Origin of the sequence: Luteibacter sp. 621 (assembly GCF_050435445.1) — a bacterium.
GTDB lineage: Bacteria > Pseudomonadota > Gammaproteobacteria > Xanthomonadales > Rhodanobacteraceae > Luteibacter.
Genome location: NZ_JBNDKI010000006.1, coordinates 146,144 through 163,714 on the forward strand (window position 1 = coordinate 146,144; position 17,571 = coordinate 163,714).

Consider the following 17,571-nt stretch of genomic DNA (forward strand, 5'->3'; position numbering starts at 1 on the left):
GTCGTGCAGCTCGGTCTGGCGCCCCTACTGAAACAAAGAAGCCCCGGCGTTAAGTCCGGGGCTTCCTCGGTCATGCCAAAGCGTGGCGCTTACTTCACCACAGCCTTAACCGCATCGATCACCGCATGGGTGGTGATGCCGAAGTGCTCGTAGAGCACCTTGATCGGCGCCGACGCACCGAAGGTGGTCATGCCGATGATCTTGCCGTCGATACCGACGTACTTGTACCAGAAGTCCACCGCAGCGGCTTCGACTGCCACGCGGGCGCGGCACCACGACGGCAGCACGCCTTCGCGGTATTCCGGCGACTGGGCATCGAACTCTTCCGTGCAGGGCATGGACACCACGCGGGTCGGCGTGCCCTGGTCGCCCAGTGCCTTCGCCGCTTCCACTGCGATGCCCACTTCCGAACCGGTCGCGATGATGATCGCCTTGAACTTCTCGGCCGGCTCGAACAGGACGTAGCCGCCCTTCTCGATGTTGGCGAGCTGCTCGTCCGTGCGCGGGTTATGTTCGAGGTTCTGGCGCGAGAAGATCAGGCACGACGGGTTGCCGGCGCGCTCGATCGCCTTCTTCCACGACACGGCGGATTCCACGGCATCGGCCGGGCGCCACAGGCGGTTGTTCGGGATCAGGCGCAGCGATGCCAGGTGCTCAATCGGCTGGTGGGTCGGGCCGTCTTCACCCAGGCCGATCGAATCGTGCGTGTACACGTGGATCGCGTGGGCCGGGATCAGGCACGACATGCGCACCGCATTGCGGGCGTAGTCGGAGAACACCAGGAAGGTGGCGTCGTACGGAATGAAACCGCCGTGCAGCGCAATACCGTTCGAGATAGCCGACATGCCGAACTCGCGCACGCCGTAGTGGATGTAGTTGCCTTCGGCACCGCCCGTGGCGATGTTCTTCGAACCCTTCCAGATCGTGAGGTTCGACGGGGCAAGGTCAGCCGAGCCGCCGATCAGTTCCGGCAGCAGCGGGCCGAACGCATCGAGCGACATCTGCGAGGCCTTGCGCGAGGCAACGACCGGGCCTTCCGTCTGCAGCTTCTTGATGAAGGCAGCGGCGCCTTCCTTCCAGCTCGCCGGCAGCTCGCCCGACAGGCGGCGCTTCAGTTCGGCGGCGAGCTCCGGGAATTCCTTCGCGTACGCGTCGAACTTGTCGTTCCAGGCCTTTTCGGATTTGGTGCCAGCGTCCTTCGCGTTCCACGAGCTGTAGATCTCTTCCGGAATCACAAAGGCGGGATAGTTCCAGCCAAGGCGCTCGCGGGTAAGGGCCACTTCCTTCTCGCCCAGCGCGGCGCCATGCGACTCTTCCTTGCCTTCCTTGTTCGGCGAACCGAAGCCGATGATCGTCTTGCAGATCACCAGGCTGGGCTTCTCGCTCTGCGAGGTAGCCGAGGCGATAGCGGTCTTGATCGCTTCGGCATCGTGGCCGTCGACGGGCTTGCCGTCAGTGCCAACGACAACGTTCCAGCCGTAAGCGCGGAAGCGCTCGGCGGTGTCATCGGTGAACCAGTCGTGCACTTCACCGTCGATCGAGATGCCGTTGTCATCGTAGATGGCAACGAGCTTGCCGAGCTTCAGCGTGCCAGCCAGCGACGACACTTCGTGCGAGATGCCTTCCATGAGGCAGCCATCGCCCACGAACACGTAGGTGTGGTGGTTGACGATGTCGTGGCCCGGGCGGTTGAAGCGGGCAGCGAGCACTTCTTCGGCGATGGCGAAGCCAACAGCGTTAGCCAGGCCCTGGCCGAGCGGGCCGGTGGTGGTCTCGACGCCCGGCGTATGGCCGAATTCCGGATGGCCCGCCGTGTGGTGGTCGAGCTGACGGAAATTCTTCAGGTCTTCGATCGGCAGGTTGTAACCGGTCAGGTGCAGCAGCGCGTACTGCAGCATGGAGCCGTGGCCGTTGGAGAGGATGAAACGATCGCGGTTCGGCCAATGCGGATTGGCCGGGTTGTGGTGGAGGAAATCTCCCCACAGCACCTCAGCGATATCGGCCATGCCCATCGGCATGCCCGGGTGGCCCGAGTTCGCAGCTTGCACGGCATCCATGGCCAGGGCGCGGATCGCATTGGCGCGTTCGCGGCGTGTCGTCATCGGCGTTCTCCAGTTCAGAGGGCAGTGAAAGCGCCCATTGTCGCTGATCACGTATCACGTTGTCGTGGACATTCATGCCGCGTCCGGGAAGTTAACCCCGCCTTAATCTTTTGACCCCGATTTTTGAATCTCTTCAGGTTCGGGCGGCTCTAATGAATCACGGCTACTGACTCTCCCCCCTCCCCCTGGTCGGTAGCCGGCCCCGAAAATAAGAGGAACACTCCCATGAAAAAGGCAGCTCTTGCCCTTGCAGTTTCTTGCGCCTCGTTTGTGGCCATTCCGGCCTTTGCACAGGACAACACCGCGGTTTCCGGCAACTACCAGCCGAGCCAGTCGGTGGGCAGCGGTAACTGGTTCATCGGCGCCAACGTCGGCCGTACCAACGGCAGCGACACCGGCGGCTTCGGCAGCGATACCAATGGTTTCAACTTCCTGCACGGCGAAAAGGGCCGTCGCACCGGCTATGGCGTGCTCGGCGGCTACCGCTGGAAAGTAGGCCCCGATCTGGGCCTGGGCCTTGAAGCCGGCTACACCGACCTCGGCAACTACCGGGTCAAGAATGTTTTCGAATCGGGCCAGGATGTGGACCAGAAGAGCGAGCGTGATGCGCTGCGCGGCTGGATGCTCGGTGCGAACATGAAGCTCAACCTCGTGCCGCAGTGGTACATCACCATGCACGGCGGTTACTTCCGCTCCAACGATAACGGCCACAACTACAACAACTCGTTTGGCCAGGATCTTGGCCTGTCGAGCGGCGGCCGCCCGAACCGTGGCAGCTGGTACGCCGGCATCGGCACCGGTTGGGATATCAATGAACACTTCGGTGTGGGCGTGAGCTACGACTACTTCCACGCGAATGCGGGCAAGCTGGTCGATAACACCACCGGCGCGACGCAGCCGGACCTGAAGCGCTCCACGGGCCTGCTGTCGCTGGCTGGCGAGTACCGCTTCTAAGCAGCAACCCTGTAGGAGCGCGCTTGTGCGCGATCGAGGGTGAGGTAAGCCCCATCGCGCGCCAGCGCGCTCCTGCACACAGCGTCCCTTCAACAGGCTGAGTCTCGGCACCCCAAGTGCCGAGACTTAACTTCGGCTTAATACTGAACTAAGCGGTATTGAATCTATCCGGAGGGGCCCTATCTATGTATTCGAGCACGGCACCCCCGCCGTGCGGAGCACGCGGCCGATCCCCCCATGCGGCCCGGGCCACAAAAATAAAAAGCAGGAGAGTTCCACCATGAAGAAGACCCTTATCGCCCTTGCCCTTGTTGCCGCTGGCGCCGTTGCCGCCCCGGCCTTTGCGCAGGACGTGAACCCGGCCGCAGGCTGGTTCGTGAATGGCAACGTTGGCCGTACGTCGGTCGACAAGGGCAAGTACGACGGTCACGACACCGGCTACGCGCTCAACGGTGGCTACCGCTGGGGCGTGACCCCGTGGGCCGCGCTGGGTGTTGAGGTGGGCTACAACGACCTCGGTAACATCCACGCCAAGAATTTCTTCAATAACGACCGCGTGGTGGATCGTCGCAAGTCCGAGCTGCATGGCTGGACCGCCGGCGTGAATGGCAAGTTCAACATCGACCCGCAGTGGTACATCAGCGCGCGTGGTGGCCTGTACGCCTGGAAGGGCCACGGCACCAGCAACGATGACATCACCCGCAACAGCTTCGACAAGACCAGCTGGTACGCCGGCGTGGGCGTGGGCTACGACTTCACGAACAACTGGAGCCTGGGCCTGAACTACGACCACTACGATGCGAAGAAGGATCAGGTTGATCTCTCGACGAACATGACGTCGGTGTCGGTGGAATACCGCTTCTAAGCTTCGCTGCATAAAAAAACCGGGCGCCGTGAGGCGTCCGGTTTTTTTATGCCTGGTGATCGAAGCGCGCGGCGCGGATTAGCGCTTCTTCCAGGTGCCCTTGGCGGCTTCGCTGTTTTCCTTCGCACGCTCGACGACCGTCTTCTGGGCGGCGGCGTAATTGGCCTTCTGGTCCTTGGCCCACGTTTCGAGCGCAGCGGACACCAGGGCGCGACCGTACGAGAAGCTGATCGGCCACGGGTGCGGGCCGAGCTTGTTGATCTCGTTGAGGTTCTCGGTAGCCTGCTGGTCGCCCTGGCCGCCGGACAGGAACACGATACCGGCAACGGCCGCCGGCACGGCGTACTGGAACACGGAAACCGTGGCGTTGGCGATGTCTTCGGCGTCCGCCTGGTCTTCCTTCGGGGCGAACTTGCCCGGGATAACCATGCTGACCTTCAGGATGAGGGCCTTGAGCTCGACGTTGTTCAGTTCAAGCTGGCCGAACAGGCTCTGCAGCACTTCCTTATGGACCGCGAAGCTGGTGTCCAGATCCTGCACGCTGGACGGATCGTCCATCAGGATTTCCGGCTCGACCATCGGCACGAGGCCGGCTTCCTGGCAGAGGGCGGCGTAGCGAGCCAGTGCGTGGGTGTTGGCTTCCACGGCGGCCGAGGTCGGCGTGTCGTCGGTGATCTTGATTACGGCGCGCCACTTGGCGAACTTCGCACCGAGCTTGGCGTATTCCTGCAGGCGCTCGCGCAGGCCATCAAGGCCCTCGGTCACCACTTCATCCGGGAAGCCGGCGAGCGGGTGTGTGCCCTTGTCCACCTTGATGCCCGGGATGATGCCGGCGGCGTTCATCGCCTCGACCATGCTGCGGCCATCGTCGGTCTTCTGGCGGATGGTCTCGTCAAACAGGATGGCACCGGAGATGTACTCACCCAGGCCCGGTGCCGTCAGCAGCAGCTGGCGGTACTTGCGGCGGTTTTCCTCGGTGTTTTCCAGGCCAACGGCCTCGATGCGCTTCTTGATGGTCGTAGCGGATTCGTCGACGGCAATGATGCCTTTGCCGGGGGCGACCATCGCTTGCGCGATTTCTTCGAGGTTTTCGATGCTCATGAGAACTCCATGGAAGTAGTGGTATTGCCCTGCCACGCAGGCAGGGCTAGTGCAAAAACCGGCGGAGTATAGGGGAATACCCCGCGAAAGCCGTTGTGCGGCGCGGTCAGACGATCAAGTGGTCTGGTAGCCCGGCAGCTGGCACTGCTTGTAGATCTCCGCCTTTTTCGCGGGATCCTCGGGCAGGTTGAAGCCTGCGACGTAATACGTCAGCACCGGCTCGGCCGCACGGTTGACGCCCGACGGGGCGTACTTGAAGTCCTTCACGATGCTCACGCCCACCTGGGCAAGATCGCCCGCGGGAATGGTTTTGGCGGCCACGACGTTCTGCGGCAGGCCGTTCGAGCCGATCATGTAGGTGACCGCAACGCAGCCGGGCTGGTCGAGGTTCTTGCCTGTATTGGGCACATCGGCATTGACCTGGGTATTGGTCAGGGTCCAGTACGCCGGCAGGCGATCGGGGGCGACACGGCGGGTGTTCTGCGCCGCGGCGGGGCCGGCAGCGAGGAGGAGGACGGCGGCGGCGATGGCGCCGGCGTGGAAGGATGTGCGGATCATGACGCCCTCGTTGGTTTGCCAGGGCTATGAGTTTACCTCCCTATGGCATTCAGGGCGTGTGGATTCGTGCCCTGCCGATTCCCGGCCACGGCGGGCGCCTGGCGAAAAAAAAGGGCCCGCAATGTGCGGACCCTTTTGAAGAAGCGAGGCCCGCATGGACGCGAGCCCCGGCGACGCTTACAGATCGCGCAGGCTATCCGCGATGCCGTCATCGCCGATCACCAGCAGCTTCAGCGTGTTGGTGCCGCCGTGGCTGCCGATATGGTCGCCGTGGGTCAGGATCACGCGATCGCCCTTGCCCAGCTTGCCCAGCGCGAACAGATGCTGGAGCGCCGCGCGTGCGGTGTGGGCCGGGTCGAGCTTGCCGGTTTCAAAAGCGACCGGCTGCACGTCGCGCAGCATGAGCATGCGGCGGCGGGCGGCGCCCGACGGCGACATGGCGTAGATGGGCACCGCGAAACGGTAGCGCGACAGCCACTGCGCGGTGGCACCGGATTCGGTCAGCGAGACGATAGCGCGAACGCCGATCTGCGACGCCAGCACCATCGCGGCCAGGGCGATCGCCTGGTCGGAACGATCGAGCGTGTGCGCGGCCGGGCGCAGGTCGTCGCGCGGCTCGAACTGGCGCTCGGCACCCAGGCAGATGCGGCGCATGGCGGCCACGGCCTTGTCCGGGTGGGCGCCGGCGGCGCTTTCCTCAGAAAGCATCACGGCATCGGTACCGTCGATGACGGCGTTCGCGACGTCCAGCACTTCGGCGCGGGTCGGGATCGGCGCGCGCACCATCGACTGCAGCATCTGCGTGGCGGTGATCACCGAGCGGTTACGCATGACCGATTCGCGGATGATCTTCTTCTGCAGGCCCGGGAGCTCGGCATCGCCGATTTCCACGCCCAGGTCACCACGGGCCACCATCACCACGTCGGACGCATCGATGATTTCGCCGAGCACCGGGATCGCGTCGGCGCGCTCGATCTTCGACACGATGGCGGCATCGCCACCGGCTTCGCGCAGCAGGCGGCGGGCTTCGTGCAGATCGGCCGCCGAGCGGACGAACGACACGGCAAGGAAATCGGCGCCCATCTCGGCGGCCAGCTTGATGTCGTTACGGTCCTTGTCGGACAGCGCCGACACGGAGAGACCGCCGCCCTGGCGGTTCAGGCCCTTGCGGTTCGAGAGGCGGCCACCGATGACGACGCGGGTGTGGATCTCGGAGCCAACCACATCGAGGACGGCGAGCGCCACGAGGCCGTCATCGAGCAGCAGCACGTCGCCCGCGACCACATCCTTGGGCAGGTCGTAGTAGCTGACGCCCACGCGGGTCTGGTCGCCGGCCGGGGCATCCGGGCGGCAATCGAGCACGAAGCTGTCGCCCGGCAGCAGGTCGATCGGGCCGTCAGCAAACTTCTCGATACGGATCTTCGGGCCCTGCAGGTCGGCCAGGATGCCAACTTCGCGGCCCACTGCATCGGCGGCGGCGCGCACGGCGTTGGCGCGGGCGCGGTGGTCATCGGGGGTACCGTGCGACAGGTTCAGGCGAACGATATCCACGCCCTCCTCCAGGATCTTCTCGAGCATGCCCGGCGCATCGGTGGCAGGGCCGAGGGTGGCGACGATCTTGGTGCGGCGAATCTGGATATCGGTCATCTGTCTTTACCTTGTGTCTGTGTTCTCGAATGGGGGCGTGCGCTGGGGTTAGTCCAGCGTCTTGTTCAGCAGATCGGCCAGGCGCTTGCCTGCTTCGCGCAGGCGCAGCTCGGCAACCGGGAGGTTCTTCGCCACGTAGGCGTCGTCGATCTTGTGGGAATCGGGGTAGAAGCCCGGCTGCGCGACCACCTGGCAGGATTCCTCGGCCCACTGGGCGTACGGGTTATCCAGCGGGGCGATCGGCTTGGGCAGCTTCACCGGGCCCTCGGCGGCCAGGCGGTCGGCGTAGGCGTCCCACTTCAGGTTGCTGGTGTAGAGCAGCTTCGAATCCCACACGCTGTGCAGGTTCGTGCCCTTGCCATCGAACTGCACCTGGTACTCGTTGCCGCCCTTGTCGTCGCGGTTACCGGCGTGGAGCGGCTGGTGCACATCGCCCACGAAGTGGACAACGAACTTCAGCGCTTCGGCACGCTCGGCATTGGACTTGTGCCGGTCGCCCAGGATGGCGACGTACTTCTCCAGGCCGCCCACTACGCACTTGCCGTCGGCGCAATCCACCGGCGGGTCGTAGTGGCACTTCGGGTCATGGAAATCGGCGTAGTGGAGCATGCTGGTCGCCTTGCCCAGGTCCTTGGTCTCCGGGTTATCGCGCAGGCGATCGGGCCAGCTGGCGATATCGGGGAGGGAATCGTCCCCATCGGCCTTGAGCAGGCGCTCGACCTCGGCCTTGGCCGAAGGATCCAGCTGGCGCCAGGCCAGCTCGGCGACGATACGGTGGCCGATATCGCCCCAGGCAGCGGCGGTGCCGGCAACGGCGGGAAGGATGATGGCCAGCAGGGTGGCGATGGTGCGGCGCTTATGGTGCGTCTTCATGGGGCAGTAAACGTTTCCGTCGCGGGCGAACGGCCAAGTGTGCCACAGCCGGGCTGAGGCACGAATGACAATATCGCTGCGCCGCAACAACCTGCGATCCGAAGGGGGCGGGGCGGCACCCCCCGCGGGTGTTCCGCTATCATGCGGGTTTGTGCCACTCGCTTTGGCTTCATCCGCCCTATCCACCCGGAGGTTTGCAATGACCATCAAGGTCGCCATCAACGGTTACGGTCGTATCGGTCGCAACGTGCTGCGCTCGCTCTACGAATCGAAGAAGAATGGCCAGGATATCCAGATCGTCGCGGTCAACGATCTCGGCGATGCCGAGACCAACGCGCACCTGACCCAGTACGACACGGCCCACGGCCGCTTCCCGGGCGAAGTCTCGGTAGACGGTGGCGACCTGATCGTCAACGGCGACCGCATCAAGGTCTGCGCCGAACGCGACCCGTCGAAGCTGCCCTGGGGCGAGCTCGGCGTGGACGTGGTGCTTGAGTGCACCGGCTTCTTCACCTCCAAGGCCAAGGCCAGCGCGCACATCACCGCCGGCGCCAAGAAGGTGATCATCTCGGCCCCGGGCGACAAGGACGTGGACGGCACCTTCGTCATCGGCGTGAACGATGACAAGCTGCACGCCGGCCTGCAGGTCATCTCCAACGCCTCGTGCACCACCAACTGCCTGGCCCCGCTGGCCAAGGTGCTCCACGAGAAGGTCGGCATCGTGCACGGCCTGATGACCACGATCCACGCCTACACCAACGACCAGGTGCTGACGGACGTGTACCACTCCGACCTGCGCCGCGCCCGTAGCGCCACGCACAGCCAGATCCCGACCAAGACCGGCGCTGCCGCCGCGGTGGGCCTGGTGCTGCCGGAGCTCAACGGCAAGCTCGATGGTTTCGCCATGCGCGTCCCGACCATCAACGTGTCGGTGGTCGACCTGACCTTCACCGCCGCGCGCGAGACCACCAAGGAAGAAATCGACGCCGCCATCAACGAAGCCGCCAACGGCAAGCTGAAGGGCATCCTGGGCGTCAACACCAAGCCGCTGGTCTCGATCGACTTCAACCACAACCCGCACTCGTCGATCTACGACGCGACGCAGACCCGCGTCATGGGCGGCACGCTGGTGAAGGTCCTCTCGTGGTACGACAACGAGTGGGGCTTCTCCAACCGCATGCTCGACATGGCCAAGGCGCTGATGGCTGCCAAATAAGGCCCATCGCGCAAGCGCACTCCCCTGTAGGAGCGTGCTCGCACGCGAAAAGCCTACAAGGCGAAAAAGAAAAAGGGCCCGCTACGAAGCGGGCCCTTTTTTGTTGCCAGGCGATTCGCCCTGGCCAAACGTTGATCGCGTGCAAGCACGCTCCTACAGCGGCACCGCGACGTCGTATCGCGGCATACCGTTAGCCTCAGGCCTTCTGGATTACCTGCTCGATCGAGCCGAAGATGGATTTGCCATCCTTGTCGGTCACGTCGATGCGCACGCTGTCGCCGAACTTCAGGAACGGCGTGGCCGGCTTGCCATCACGCAGGGTTTCCACCGTGCGCTGCTCGGCCAGGCACGAGGCACCCTTGCTGGTGTCCTCGTTGGCGATGGTGCCCGAGCCGACAATGGTGCCTGCGGTGAGCGGGCGCGTCTTCGCGGCATGGGCGATCAACTGCGCGAAGTTGAACTGCATATCCACGCCGCACTCGGCTTCACCGAACCAGTGGCTGTTGATCCACGTGCGCATCGGCAGGTGAAGCTTGTCGCCTTCCCACGCATCGCCCAGCTCATCCGGCGTGACGAACACCGGCGAGAGCGCCGAACGCGGCTTCGACTGCAGGAAACCGAAGCCCTTGGCCAACTCGGCCGGGATAAGGCCACGCAGCGACACATCGTTGACCAGGCCGACGAGCTGGATGTGGCTCGACGCGGTTTCGGCGGAAGGCGCCATCGGCACGTCATCGGTGATGACCACCACTTCGGCTTCCAGGTCGATACCGTATTCCTCGCTGGGCACCACCACCGGATCGCGCGGGCCAAGGAAGCCGGCGCTGGTGGCCTGGTACATCAGCGGATCGGAATAGAACGACGCCGGCACCTCGGCACCGCGGGCGCGGCGGACGCGCTCCACGTGCGGCAGGTAGGCGCTGCCATCCATGAACTCGTAGGCGCGCGGCAGCGGCGCGGCCAGCGCGGCCATATCGAGCGCGAAGGCGCCGCCGGCCTTGCCGGCCGCGAGGTCTTCCGCGAGCGCGTTGAGGCGCGGCGCGGCGACGTGCCAGTCATCCAGAGCCGCCTGCATGGTCGCGGCGATGCCGGTGGCCTTTACGGCCTGGGTGAGATCACGGCTGACGACCACCAGGGTACCGTCGCGGCCGCCTTCCTTCAGCGAAGCGAGTTTCATGTGTGTCCTTGTATCAGGCGTTCGGGTCGAAGTGCTTCTTCAGCCCACGCCAGCATTCGTAGTAATTGCCCTGCAACGCTTTGGATTCCAGCGCCTGCTTGCTGGCGTGGATCACCTTGCGGGTTTCGAACATGAAGGCCATCGTACCCGTGATGTGATCGGGCTTCGACACATCGGCGCTCGAAGCCTTCTCGAAACTGGCGTTATCCGGGCCGTGCCCGCTCATGCAGTTATGCAGGCTGGAGCCGCCGGGAATGAAGCCGCCCGCCTTGGCATCGTACGCGCCGGTGATGAGGCCCATGAACTCGCTGGCCACGTTGCGGTGGAAATACGGCGGCCGGAACGTGTGCTCGGCCACCAGCCAGCGCGGCGGGAAAATCACGAAATCCATGTTGGCCACGCCCGGCGTATCGCTGGCGGAGGAGAGCACCGTGAAGATGCTGGGATCCGGGTGGTCCACCGCGATCGAACCGATGGTGTTGAAGCGGCGCAGGTCGTATTTGTAGGGCGTGTAGTTGCCGTGCCACGCGACCACATCGAGTGGCGAATGGTCGATATCCGCCTGCCACAGCGAGCCCTGGAACTTGGCGATGAGAGCGAAACCGCCATCGACATCCTCGTACGCCGCCACTGGCGCGAGGAAATCGCGCGGGTGCGCGAGGCCGTTCGCACCGATCGGCCCAAGGTCAGGCAGGTGCAGCGTCGCGCCGAAGTTTTCGGCCACGTAGCCGCGGGCCTCGCCATCGGGCAGTTCCACGAGGAAACGGATGCCACGCGGCACCACGGCGATCTCCAGCGGCTCCACATCCAGCACGCCAAGCTCGGTGCGAATGCGCAACCGGCCCTGCTGCGGCACGATCAGCAGCTCGCCATCGGCGTTGTAAAAGTAGCGGCCTGCCATGGAGCGGTTGGCCAGGTACTGGTGGATGCCCACCCCGCCCTGCTCCGCCGGGCCACCGTTGCCGCCCATGGTGAACAGGCCATCGAGGAAATCAGTGCCCGCCGGCGGCATGGGCAACGGATCCCAGCGCATCTGGTTCGGCGTGGGCGGCGCATCGTTGAAGCGGTTGTGGAACGTAGCGTGCGCCAGCTCGCGGAACGGCGAATGCTGCGCGGCCGGGCGAATGCGATACAGCCAGCTGCGCTGGTTGCGGTGGCGCGGCGCGGTGAACGCGCTGCCGGAAAGCTGCTCGGCGTAGAGGCCCTTGGCCACGCGCTGCGGCGAGTTCTGGCCGGTGGGAAGCACGCCTTCGACGGCCTCCGTGGCGAACTCGTTGCCGAAGCCGGTCTGGTATCCGCGGGTGTCGTCGGTGTGGCTCATCGGGATGTCCTGATGCGATGACGAAAAGCCAATGGAGGAGCGCGCTTGTGCGCGATGGAGGTTACCGTAAACCTCATCGCGCGCAAGCGCGCTCCTGCAGGGGTTCGGCGAACGTGTTACAGGACGCCGCGGCGTTCCTGGTCGCGCTCGATCGATTCGAACAGGGCCTGGAAGTTGCCGTTGCCGAAGCCTTCGTTGCCCTTGCGCTGGATGATCTCGAAGAAGATCGGGCCGATGTTGTTCTGGGTGAAGATCTGCAGCAGCAGCTTCTTCTTGGTCTCCGGGTCCGCATCGATCAGCAGCTTGTTCTTCTGCAGGCGCGGCACGTCTTCGCCGTGCTCCGGGATACGGATATCGATCACTTCGAAGTACGTATCCGGCGTATCGAGGAAGGCGACGTTCTGCGCGCGCATCGCTTCCACCGAGTCATAGATGTTGTCGGTGAACAGCGCGATGTGCTGGATGCCTTCGCCGTTGTACTCGCGGATGTACTCGTTGATCTGCGACTTCTCGTCCGACGATTCATTGAGCGGAATGCGGACCATGCCATCCGGCGCGGTCATCGCCTTGGACACCAGGCCGGTCTTCGCGCCCTTGATGTCGAAGTAGCGGATCTCGCGGAAGTTGAACAGGCGCTCGTAGTAATCCGACCACTTCTGCATGTTGCCGAAGTGCAGGTTGTGGGTCAGGTGGTCGATAAAGGTGAGGCCAAAGCCCTTCGGGTGACGGTCCACGCCCGGGAAGAAATCGTACTCGGCCTCGAAACAGTCACCCTTGGCGCCGTACTGGTCGATCAGGTACAGGCACGCATCGCCAATGCCCTTGATGGTGGGCACGTTCAGCGCGAGGGTATCGGTCAGGGTGGCCAGCTTCTCGGCGCCGTTCGACAGCGCGGTGGCCTGCACGTCGGTCGCGGGGCGGTTGAAGCGGATGGCGAAGCCACAGGCCGAGGGGCCGTGCTTCGACACGAAATCGGCCGCAAACGAGTTCGGCTCCTCGTTCACGAGGAAGTTGCACTCGCCCTGGCGGTAGAGCGTGATGTGCTTCGACTTATGCTTGGCCACGGCGGTAAAGCCGAGGCGGGGGAACAGGTCGTGGAGCAGCTTCGCGTCCGGCGCGGCAAACTCAACGAACTCGAAGCCATCCACACCCTGGGGGTTTTCGAACGTGGTGACTTCCATACCGATATTGGGCTGGGCGCTCATAAGCGATACTCCTGGCTGCGGGCACGGCTTGCGCCGTCTACCGCCACCTTATAGTTTCACTTGTAACCATTTGCAAGGATCGGCGCAGCATGACCCTCGAACCCATTCCCGCCCACGCCCCACTGGAGCTGGAACACTTCCTGCCCTATCGCCTGTCGATCCTCTCCAACACCGTCAGCCAGTCCATCGCTGACGAGTACCAGGGCCGATTCCAGCTCAGCATGACGGAATGGCGCGTGATGACGATCCTGGCCCGGTTCCCGGCCAGTTCGGCGACCCAGGTGGTGGAGCGCACCCGCATGGACAAGGTGGCGGTAAGCCGCGCCGTGGCCCGGCTGGTCGAGGCCGGCCGGGTAGACCGTGGCACCTACGATGGCGACAAGCGCCGCTCGGTGCTGCAGCTCTCCGACGCCGGTTGGGCGATCCACGACGAGGTCGCCCCGCTGGCCCGTGCGCATGAGCGCGAGCTGCTGGAAAAGCTCAGCGAGGACGAAAAAGCCTGGTTGGAGAAGATCCTGGACAAGCTGCTGGGTTAAGCACCTCTAACCTGTAGGAGCGGGGGGGGGGGGGGGGGGGGGGGGGGGGGGGGGGGGGGGGGGGGCCCCCCCCCCCCCCCCCCCCCCCCCCCCCCCCCCGCTCCTACAAAAAGCGCTTGCGCCGGTGACGCCGGCTTACTTGATCCCGTGCATCAGCCGGTTGATCAGCGGGGCGATCAGGAACAGCACGATGCCGGCGCCGATCAGCAGCTCGAAGCTGAACGTGAAGCCGGACAGCGCCGAGCCGACGGTCATGCCGCTTTCGCCGCTGATGTGGCCCGCCAGCAGGCCGGAAAGGTTGTTGCCGATGGCGGTGGAGAGGAACCAGCCGCCCATGGCCAGGCCCACCACGCGCAGCGGCGCGAGCTTGGTCACCATGGAAAGGCCGATCGGCGACAGGCACAGCTCGCCGATGGTCTGCGCCACGTAGCACGCGGCCAGCGGCCAGAACGGGATCAGGCCACGGCCGTCCACCAGGCTCTTCAGCGCGTACATGAGCACCAGGAAGCCCAGGGCGTTGAAAATCAGGCCCAGGCCGAACTTGCGGGGGATAGACGGCTCAGCGCGGCGCTTGGCCAGCCATGCCCAGACGATCGCCACCGGCGGCGCGAACACCAGGATGGCGGCGGAGTTCACCGACTGGAACCAGCCAACCGGGAACTCCCAGCCGAACATAAGGCGATCAACCAGGTTCTGCGCCAGGAAGTTGAACGAACTACCTGCCTGCTCGAAGAACATCCAGAACAGCACGTTGAACGCGAACAGCACCAGCATCGCGATGACGCGGTGAATCTGGATCGTGTCGTGGCGCACGGCCTCGATCACGAGCATGGCCGCGACACCCACAAACAACGCGCCAAGCAGCCAGGCAATGAAAATGGCACCGGCCTTGGCCATGAGCAGGTAGACCAGCGGCACCGCGATGACAATGCCAATGATGACGGCCAGGAGGCTCTTGCCCTCATGCCGTTCCGGCGGCGGCACGCCTACGCCCTTCAGCTGCTTGCGGCCGACCAGGAACCAGATAAAGCAGATGACCATGCCGATGCCGGTAGAGGCAAACACGGCGCGGTAATTCTCCTGGAGCGGCGTATCGGTCATGACCGAAGCGATCCAGCCGGTGACCAGCGGAGCCAGGAAGCCACCCAGGTTGATACCCATGTAGAACAGGGTGAAGCCACGATCGCGGCGATCATCGCCCACCGGGTAGATCTGTCCCACCAGCGACGAAATGTTCGGCTTGAACAGGCCGTTGCCAACGATGACCGTGGCCAGACCGGCCAGGAAAATATCCTGCTGCGGCACCATCACCATGAACAGGCCCAGGCCCATCACCGCCGCGCCGACCAGGATGGAGCGCTGGTAGCCAAGGATCCGATCGGCAACGTAACCGCCGAAAATCGCCGAGGCATAGACCAGCGCCAGGTACGCGCCATAGGTGCGGCTGGCGTAGCCCTGGCCGGATGCATCGCCATGGAAGAATTCGGCCACGATGTACAGGGCCAGCGCCCAGCGCATGCCGTAGAACGCGAAGCGCTCCCAGAATTCCGTCATGAACAACATCCACAACGGACGCGGGTGGCCCATGATCTGCGGGTAATCGGGCACGGGCTGTGCCTGGCTGGGGGCGGTTGAAGTCATGGCTTCCCTTGGCGGTGAATCGATGAGCGTGTTTAGCTGGACCGGCCCACGACGTCAAATATTGCGACCGCAACACGCCCTCGAAACGAGGCCCTGCAGGAGCGCGCTTGCGTGCGATGGGGTGCTCGCCCCGCAGTGAGATCTTCGCCAGCACCCGATCGCGCGCAAGCGCGCTCCTACAAGAGCACGGCGGCGTCCAAGAGCACGGCGGCGGCGTCAGGTGCCGAGGATGGTGCGGACTTCGATCAGCTCGGGGAAGAAGCTCTGTTCCAGTGCCTTGCGCAGGAACGCCACCCCGGAAGAACCGCCGGTGCCCGGCCGGAAGCCGATAATCCGCTCCACGGTTTTCATATGGCGGAACCGCCACAGCTGGAAGTTTTCCTCGATATCCACCAGCAGTTCGCTCAGGTGGTATTCGGACCAGTACGCCGCCGTGTCCTCGTAAATCCGCTTGAAAATCGGCAGCAGCGCCGGCTGGCTGTGCCAGGGCTGGGTGACATCGCGGTCGAGGATCTCCACCGGAATGGGATGGCCACGGCGCGCGAGAAAACGCAGGTATTCGTCATACAGGCCAGGCGCGTCGAAGACCGCACGAAGGCGCGCGTAATCGGCCGCATCGTGCTCGAACACCTTGAGCATGTCGGCGTGCTTGTTGCCCAGCAGGAATTCCACGATGCGGTATTGCAGCGACTGGAACCCCGAAGACGGCCCCAGGACATCGCGGAATTGCAGGTATTCGGCCGGGGTCAGCGTTTCCAGCACGCCCCACTGTTCGTAAAGCTGGCGCTGGATCTGCTTGACCCGGGCAAGCACTTTCTGGGTGCCGCCCAGGTCATCGGCGCGCAGGCGCGCCAGTGCGGCATCCAGCTCGTGAATCATCAGCTTCAGCCACAGCTCGGAGGTCTGGTGCTGGATGATGAACAGCATTTCGTCGTGGTGCTGCGGCTCGCTCAGCGGGTGCTGGGCGCTGAGCACCTGGTCCAGCCGGAGGTACTCGCCATAGGTCAGCCGCCCGTCCAGATCGGTGCGGATGCCGGGTTCGAGGTCGCGCTGCGGGTGGGCCATGGACTGTCTTCACATAATGGGTGGATGGCGCGCGAACCGCGCCACTGAGCCGTTTCTGAGCCAAGTAGGGGCCGGGTCATGCTGCGGCGTGCCTTGCCGGGCCATAATACCCCTGATATCTAGTCCGGCTCGCAAGACCTGATAAGCCGCTCGCGCCCCGCTGGATGGGCCCGTCCGCTTCCCCAATCGTGCGTGTCGTTTCTAACCTTCCCCTGGGAGCGAGTCGTGTCCATCGCCGCCAAGTTTGAAATTGAATACCTGCAGTACCTTGACCAGGATGGCAAGGAAACCGGCAAGGAAATGCCCGCATTCGCCAAGGATCTCGACCACATGGTCGAGCTCTACAAGCTGATGGTTTCCACCCGCGTATTCGACGCCAAGTCGATCGCGCTGCAGCGCACCGGCAAGCTGGGCACCTACGCCTCTTGCCTGGGCCACGAGGCCGCGCACGTGGGTATCGGTAGCGCCATGCGCCGCGAGGATTCGCTGGCCGTGTCGTACCGCGAGTACGGCGCCCAGCTGTACCGCGGCGTGAAGCCGCGCGAGGTCTACACCTACTGGGGTGGTGACGAGCGCGGTAACGATTTCAAGGATGCCCCGGCCCACGATTTCGCCTGGTGCGTGCCGATCGGCACCCAGTGCCTGCACGCCGCCGGTTCGGCGCTGGCGTTCAAGATCCGCAAGGAGCCGCGCGTGGCCGTGTGCACCATCGGTGATGGCGGCTCGTCGAAGGGTGACTTCTACGGCGCCATTAACGTGGCCGGCGCGCAGCAGCTGCCGCTGGTCGCCGTGATCGTGAACAACCAGTGGGCCATTTCGGTCCCCCGCCGTATCCAGAGCGGTTCCGGCACGCTTGCCCAGAAGGGCATCGCGGCCGGTCTGTTCTGCATCCAGGTGGATGGCAACGACATCATCGCCGTGCGCAAGGCCATGGAAGACGCGCTCGAGCGCGCCCGTTCCGGCCAGGGTGGCTCGGTGATCGAGGCGGTGACCTACCGCCTGGGCGACCACACCACCGCCGACGATGCACGCCGCTACCGTGGCGAGCAGGAAGTGAAGGACGCCTGGGAACGTGACCCGGTGCCGCGCCTGCGCAAGTGGCTCGAAGCCAAGGGCAAGTGGGACGATGCGAAGGAAGAGGCCTGGAAGGCCGAGTGCGACGACTGGATGGACAACGAAGTGAACGCGTACCTGGAAACGAAGAACCAGCCGGCAACGGCCATGTTCGATTACCTGTACGCCGAAGTCCCGGCCGACCTCGAAGCACAGCGCGAGCTGGTCGCTTCCCTCGATCGCAAGTCGTAAGGAAT

Annotated in this window: 15 protein-coding genes; 5 read left to right on the forward strand and 10 right to left on the reverse strand. The window is 64.3% G+C overall.

Features of this window, described 5'->3' with window-relative positions; translation table 11 throughout:
* Nucleotides 1-89: 89 nt before the first annotated feature.
* Complete coding sequence (gene tkt, locus ABIE56_RS09175; RefSeq protein WP_429243505.1) at nucleotides 90-2,102, reverse strand: transketolase; 2,013 nt, start codon at nucleotides 2,100-2,102, stop codon at nucleotides 90-92.
* Nucleotides 2,103-2,327: 225 nt separating this feature from the next.
* On the opposite strand from tkt, the gene ABIE56_RS09180 reads away from it, so the two are divergent.
* Both ABIE56_RS09180 and ABIE56_RS09185 read left to right on the forward strand, forming a co-directional pair.
* Nucleotides 2,328-3,056, forward strand: coding sequence for an outer membrane beta-barrel protein (locus tag ABIE56_RS09180; RefSeq protein WP_429243506.1), 729 nt, complete (start codon nucleotides 2,328-2,330; stop codon nucleotides 3,054-3,056).
* 280 nt (nucleotides 3,057-3,336) lie between these two features.
* Nucleotides 3,337-3,921 (forward strand): porin family protein, encoded by a 585-nt coding sequence (locus ABIE56_RS09185; protein ID WP_429243507.1) that lies wholly within the window; start codon nucleotides 3,337-3,339, stop codon nucleotides 3,919-3,921.
* A gap of 78 nt (nucleotides 3,922-3,999) precedes the next feature.
* On the opposite strand, the gene ABIE56_RS09190 is transcribed toward ABIE56_RS09185, so the two are convergent.
* From ABIE56_RS09190 to ABIE56_RS09205, 4 genes are all read right to left on the reverse strand, one after another.
* Complete coding sequence (locus ABIE56_RS09190) at nucleotides 4,000-5,022, reverse strand: class I fructose-bisphosphate aldolase (protein WP_429243508.1); 1,023 nt, start codon at nucleotides 5,020-5,022, stop codon at nucleotides 4,000-4,002.
* Between the two features lie 114 nt (nucleotides 5,023-5,136).
* A complete protein-coding gene (locus tag ABIE56_RS09195) occupies nucleotides 5,137-5,580 on the reverse strand; it encodes an energy transducer TonB (protein ID WP_429243509.1) in 444 nt (147 codons plus the stop codon).
* 177 nt (nucleotides 5,581-5,757) lie between these two features.
* Entirely contained in the window at nucleotides 5,758-7,227 is a 1,470-nt protein-coding gene (gene pyk, locus ABIE56_RS09200) for a pyruvate kinase (RefSeq protein WP_429243510.1), read from the reverse strand.
* Nucleotides 7,228-7,275: 48 nt separating this feature from the next.
* Entirely contained in the window at nucleotides 7,276-8,100 is an 825-nt protein-coding gene (locus tag ABIE56_RS09205; RefSeq protein WP_429243511.1) for a S1/P1 nuclease, read from the reverse strand.
* Nucleotides 8,101-8,299: 199 nt separating this feature from the next.
* On the opposite strand from ABIE56_RS09205, the gene gap reads away from it, so the two are divergent.
* Nucleotides 8,300-9,316 (forward strand): type I glyceraldehyde-3-phosphate dehydrogenase, encoded by a 1,017-nt coding sequence (gap, locus tag ABIE56_RS09210; RefSeq protein WP_247433382.1) that lies wholly within the window; start codon nucleotides 8,300-8,302, stop codon nucleotides 9,314-9,316.
* A gap of 196 nt (nucleotides 9,317-9,512) precedes the next feature.
* Here the strand turns inward: gap and ABIE56_RS09215 are convergent, their stop codons facing one another.
* From ABIE56_RS09215 to hppD, 3 genes are all read right to left on the reverse strand, one after another.
* Nucleotides 9,513-10,493 (reverse strand): fumarylacetoacetate hydrolase family protein, encoded by a 981-nt coding sequence (locus ABIE56_RS09215; RefSeq protein ID WP_429243512.1) that lies wholly within the window; start codon nucleotides 10,491-10,493, stop codon nucleotides 9,513-9,515.
* Nucleotides 10,494-10,506: 13 nt separating this feature from the next.
* The gene (gene hmgA / locus ABIE56_RS09220) at nucleotides 10,507-11,814 is read right to left on the reverse strand and encodes a homogentisate 1,2-dioxygenase (RefSeq protein WP_429243513.1); all 1,308 of its coding nucleotides are present in this window, start codon (nucleotides 11,812-11,814) and stop codon (nucleotides 10,507-10,509) included.
* A gap of 116 nt (nucleotides 11,815-11,930) precedes the next feature.
* On the reverse strand, nucleotides 11,931-13,019 hold the full coding sequence (gene hppD / locus ABIE56_RS09225; protein ID WP_429243514.1) for a 4-hydroxyphenylpyruvate dioxygenase: 1,089 nt from the start codon (nucleotides 13,017-13,019) through the stop codon (nucleotides 11,931-11,933).
* 89 nt (nucleotides 13,020-13,108) lie between these two features.
* On the opposite strand from hppD, the gene ABIE56_RS09230 reads away from it, so the two are divergent.
* Nucleotides 13,109-13,555 carry a MarR family winged helix-turn-helix transcriptional regulator gene (locus ABIE56_RS09230; protein ID WP_429243515.1) on the forward strand — a complete coding sequence of 149 codons (447 nt, stop codon included), beginning with the start codon at nucleotides 13,109-13,111 and terminating at the stop codon, nucleotides 13,553-13,555.
* A 135-nt stretch (nucleotides 13,556-13,690) separates the two neighbouring features.
* Here the strand turns inward: ABIE56_RS09230 and ABIE56_RS09235 are convergent, their stop codons facing one another.
* Entirely contained in the window at nucleotides 13,691-15,196 is a 1,506-nt protein-coding gene (locus tag ABIE56_RS09235) for a peptide MFS transporter (protein WP_429243516.1), read from the reverse strand.
* Between the two features lie 216 nt (nucleotides 15,197-15,412).
* Nucleotides 15,413-16,261 (reverse strand): tryptophan 2,3-dioxygenase, encoded by an 849-nt coding sequence (locus tag ABIE56_RS09240; protein ID WP_429243517.1) that lies wholly within the window; start codon nucleotides 16,259-16,261, stop codon nucleotides 15,413-15,415.
* A gap of 225 nt (nucleotides 16,262-16,486) precedes the next feature.
* Between ABIE56_RS09240 and pdhA the strand changes: the two genes are divergently transcribed.
* Nucleotides 16,487-17,566 carry a pyruvate dehydrogenase (acetyl-transferring) E1 component subunit alpha gene (gene pdhA / locus ABIE56_RS09245; RefSeq protein ID WP_429243518.1) on the forward strand — a complete coding sequence of 360 codons (1,080 nt, stop codon included), beginning with the start codon at nucleotides 16,487-16,489 and terminating at the stop codon, nucleotides 17,564-17,566.
* Nucleotides 17,567-17,571 lie beyond the last annotated feature (5 nt).

What these genes read in the sequence shown, in the direction of transcription:
- tkt (WP_429243505.1), bottom strand. Translation starts at nt 2,102, where the DNA reads ATGACGACACGCCGCGAACGCGCCAATGCGATCCGCGCCCTGGCCATG.
- ABIE56_RS09180 (WP_429243506.1), top strand. Translation starts at nt 2,328, where the DNA reads ATGAAAAAGGCAGCTCTTGCCCTTGCAGTTTCTTGCGCCTCGTTTGTG.
- ABIE56_RS09185 (WP_429243507.1), top strand. Translation starts at nt 3,337, where the DNA reads ATGAAGAAGACCCTTATCGCCCTTGCCCTTGTTGCCGCTGGCGCCGTT.
- ABIE56_RS09190 (WP_429243508.1), bottom strand. Translation starts at nt 5,022, where the DNA reads ATGAGCATCGAAAACCTCGAAGAAATCGCGCAAGCGATGGTCGCCCCC.
- ABIE56_RS09195 (WP_429243509.1), bottom strand. Translation starts at nt 5,580, where the DNA reads ATGATCCGCACATCCTTCCACGCCGGCGCCATCGCCGCCGCCGTCCTC.
- pyk (WP_429243510.1), bottom strand. Translation starts at nt 7,227, where the DNA reads ATGACCGATATCCAGATTCGCCGCACCAAGATCGTCGCCACCCTCGGC.
- ABIE56_RS09205 (WP_429243511.1), bottom strand. Translation starts at nt 8,100, where the DNA reads ATGAAGACGCACCATAAGCGCCGCACCATCGCCACCCTGCTGGCCATC.
- gap (WP_247433382.1), top strand. Translation starts at nt 8,300, where the DNA reads ATGACCATCAAGGTCGCCATCAACGGTTACGGTCGTATCGGTCGCAAC.
- ABIE56_RS09215 (WP_429243512.1), bottom strand. Translation starts at nt 10,493, where the DNA reads ATGAAACTCGCTTCGCTGAAGGAAGGCGGCCGCGACGGTACCCTGGTG.
- hmgA (WP_429243513.1), bottom strand. Translation starts at nt 11,814, where the DNA reads ATGAGCCACACCGACGACACCCGCGGATACCAGACCGGCTTCGGCAAC.
- hppD (WP_429243514.1), bottom strand. Translation starts at nt 13,019, where the DNA reads ATGAGCGCCCAGCCCAATATCGGTATGGAAGTCACCACGTTCGAAAAC.
- ABIE56_RS09230 (WP_429243515.1), top strand. Translation starts at nt 13,109, where the DNA reads ATGACCCTCGAACCCATTCCCGCCCACGCCCCACTGGAGCTGGAACAC.
- ABIE56_RS09235 (WP_429243516.1), bottom strand. Translation starts at nt 15,196, where the DNA reads ATGACTTCAACCGCCCCCAGCCAGGCACAGCCCGTGCCCGATTACCCG.
- ABIE56_RS09240 (WP_429243517.1), bottom strand. Translation starts at nt 16,261, where the DNA reads ATGGCCCACCCGCAGCGCGACCTCGAACCCGGCATCCGCACCGATCTG.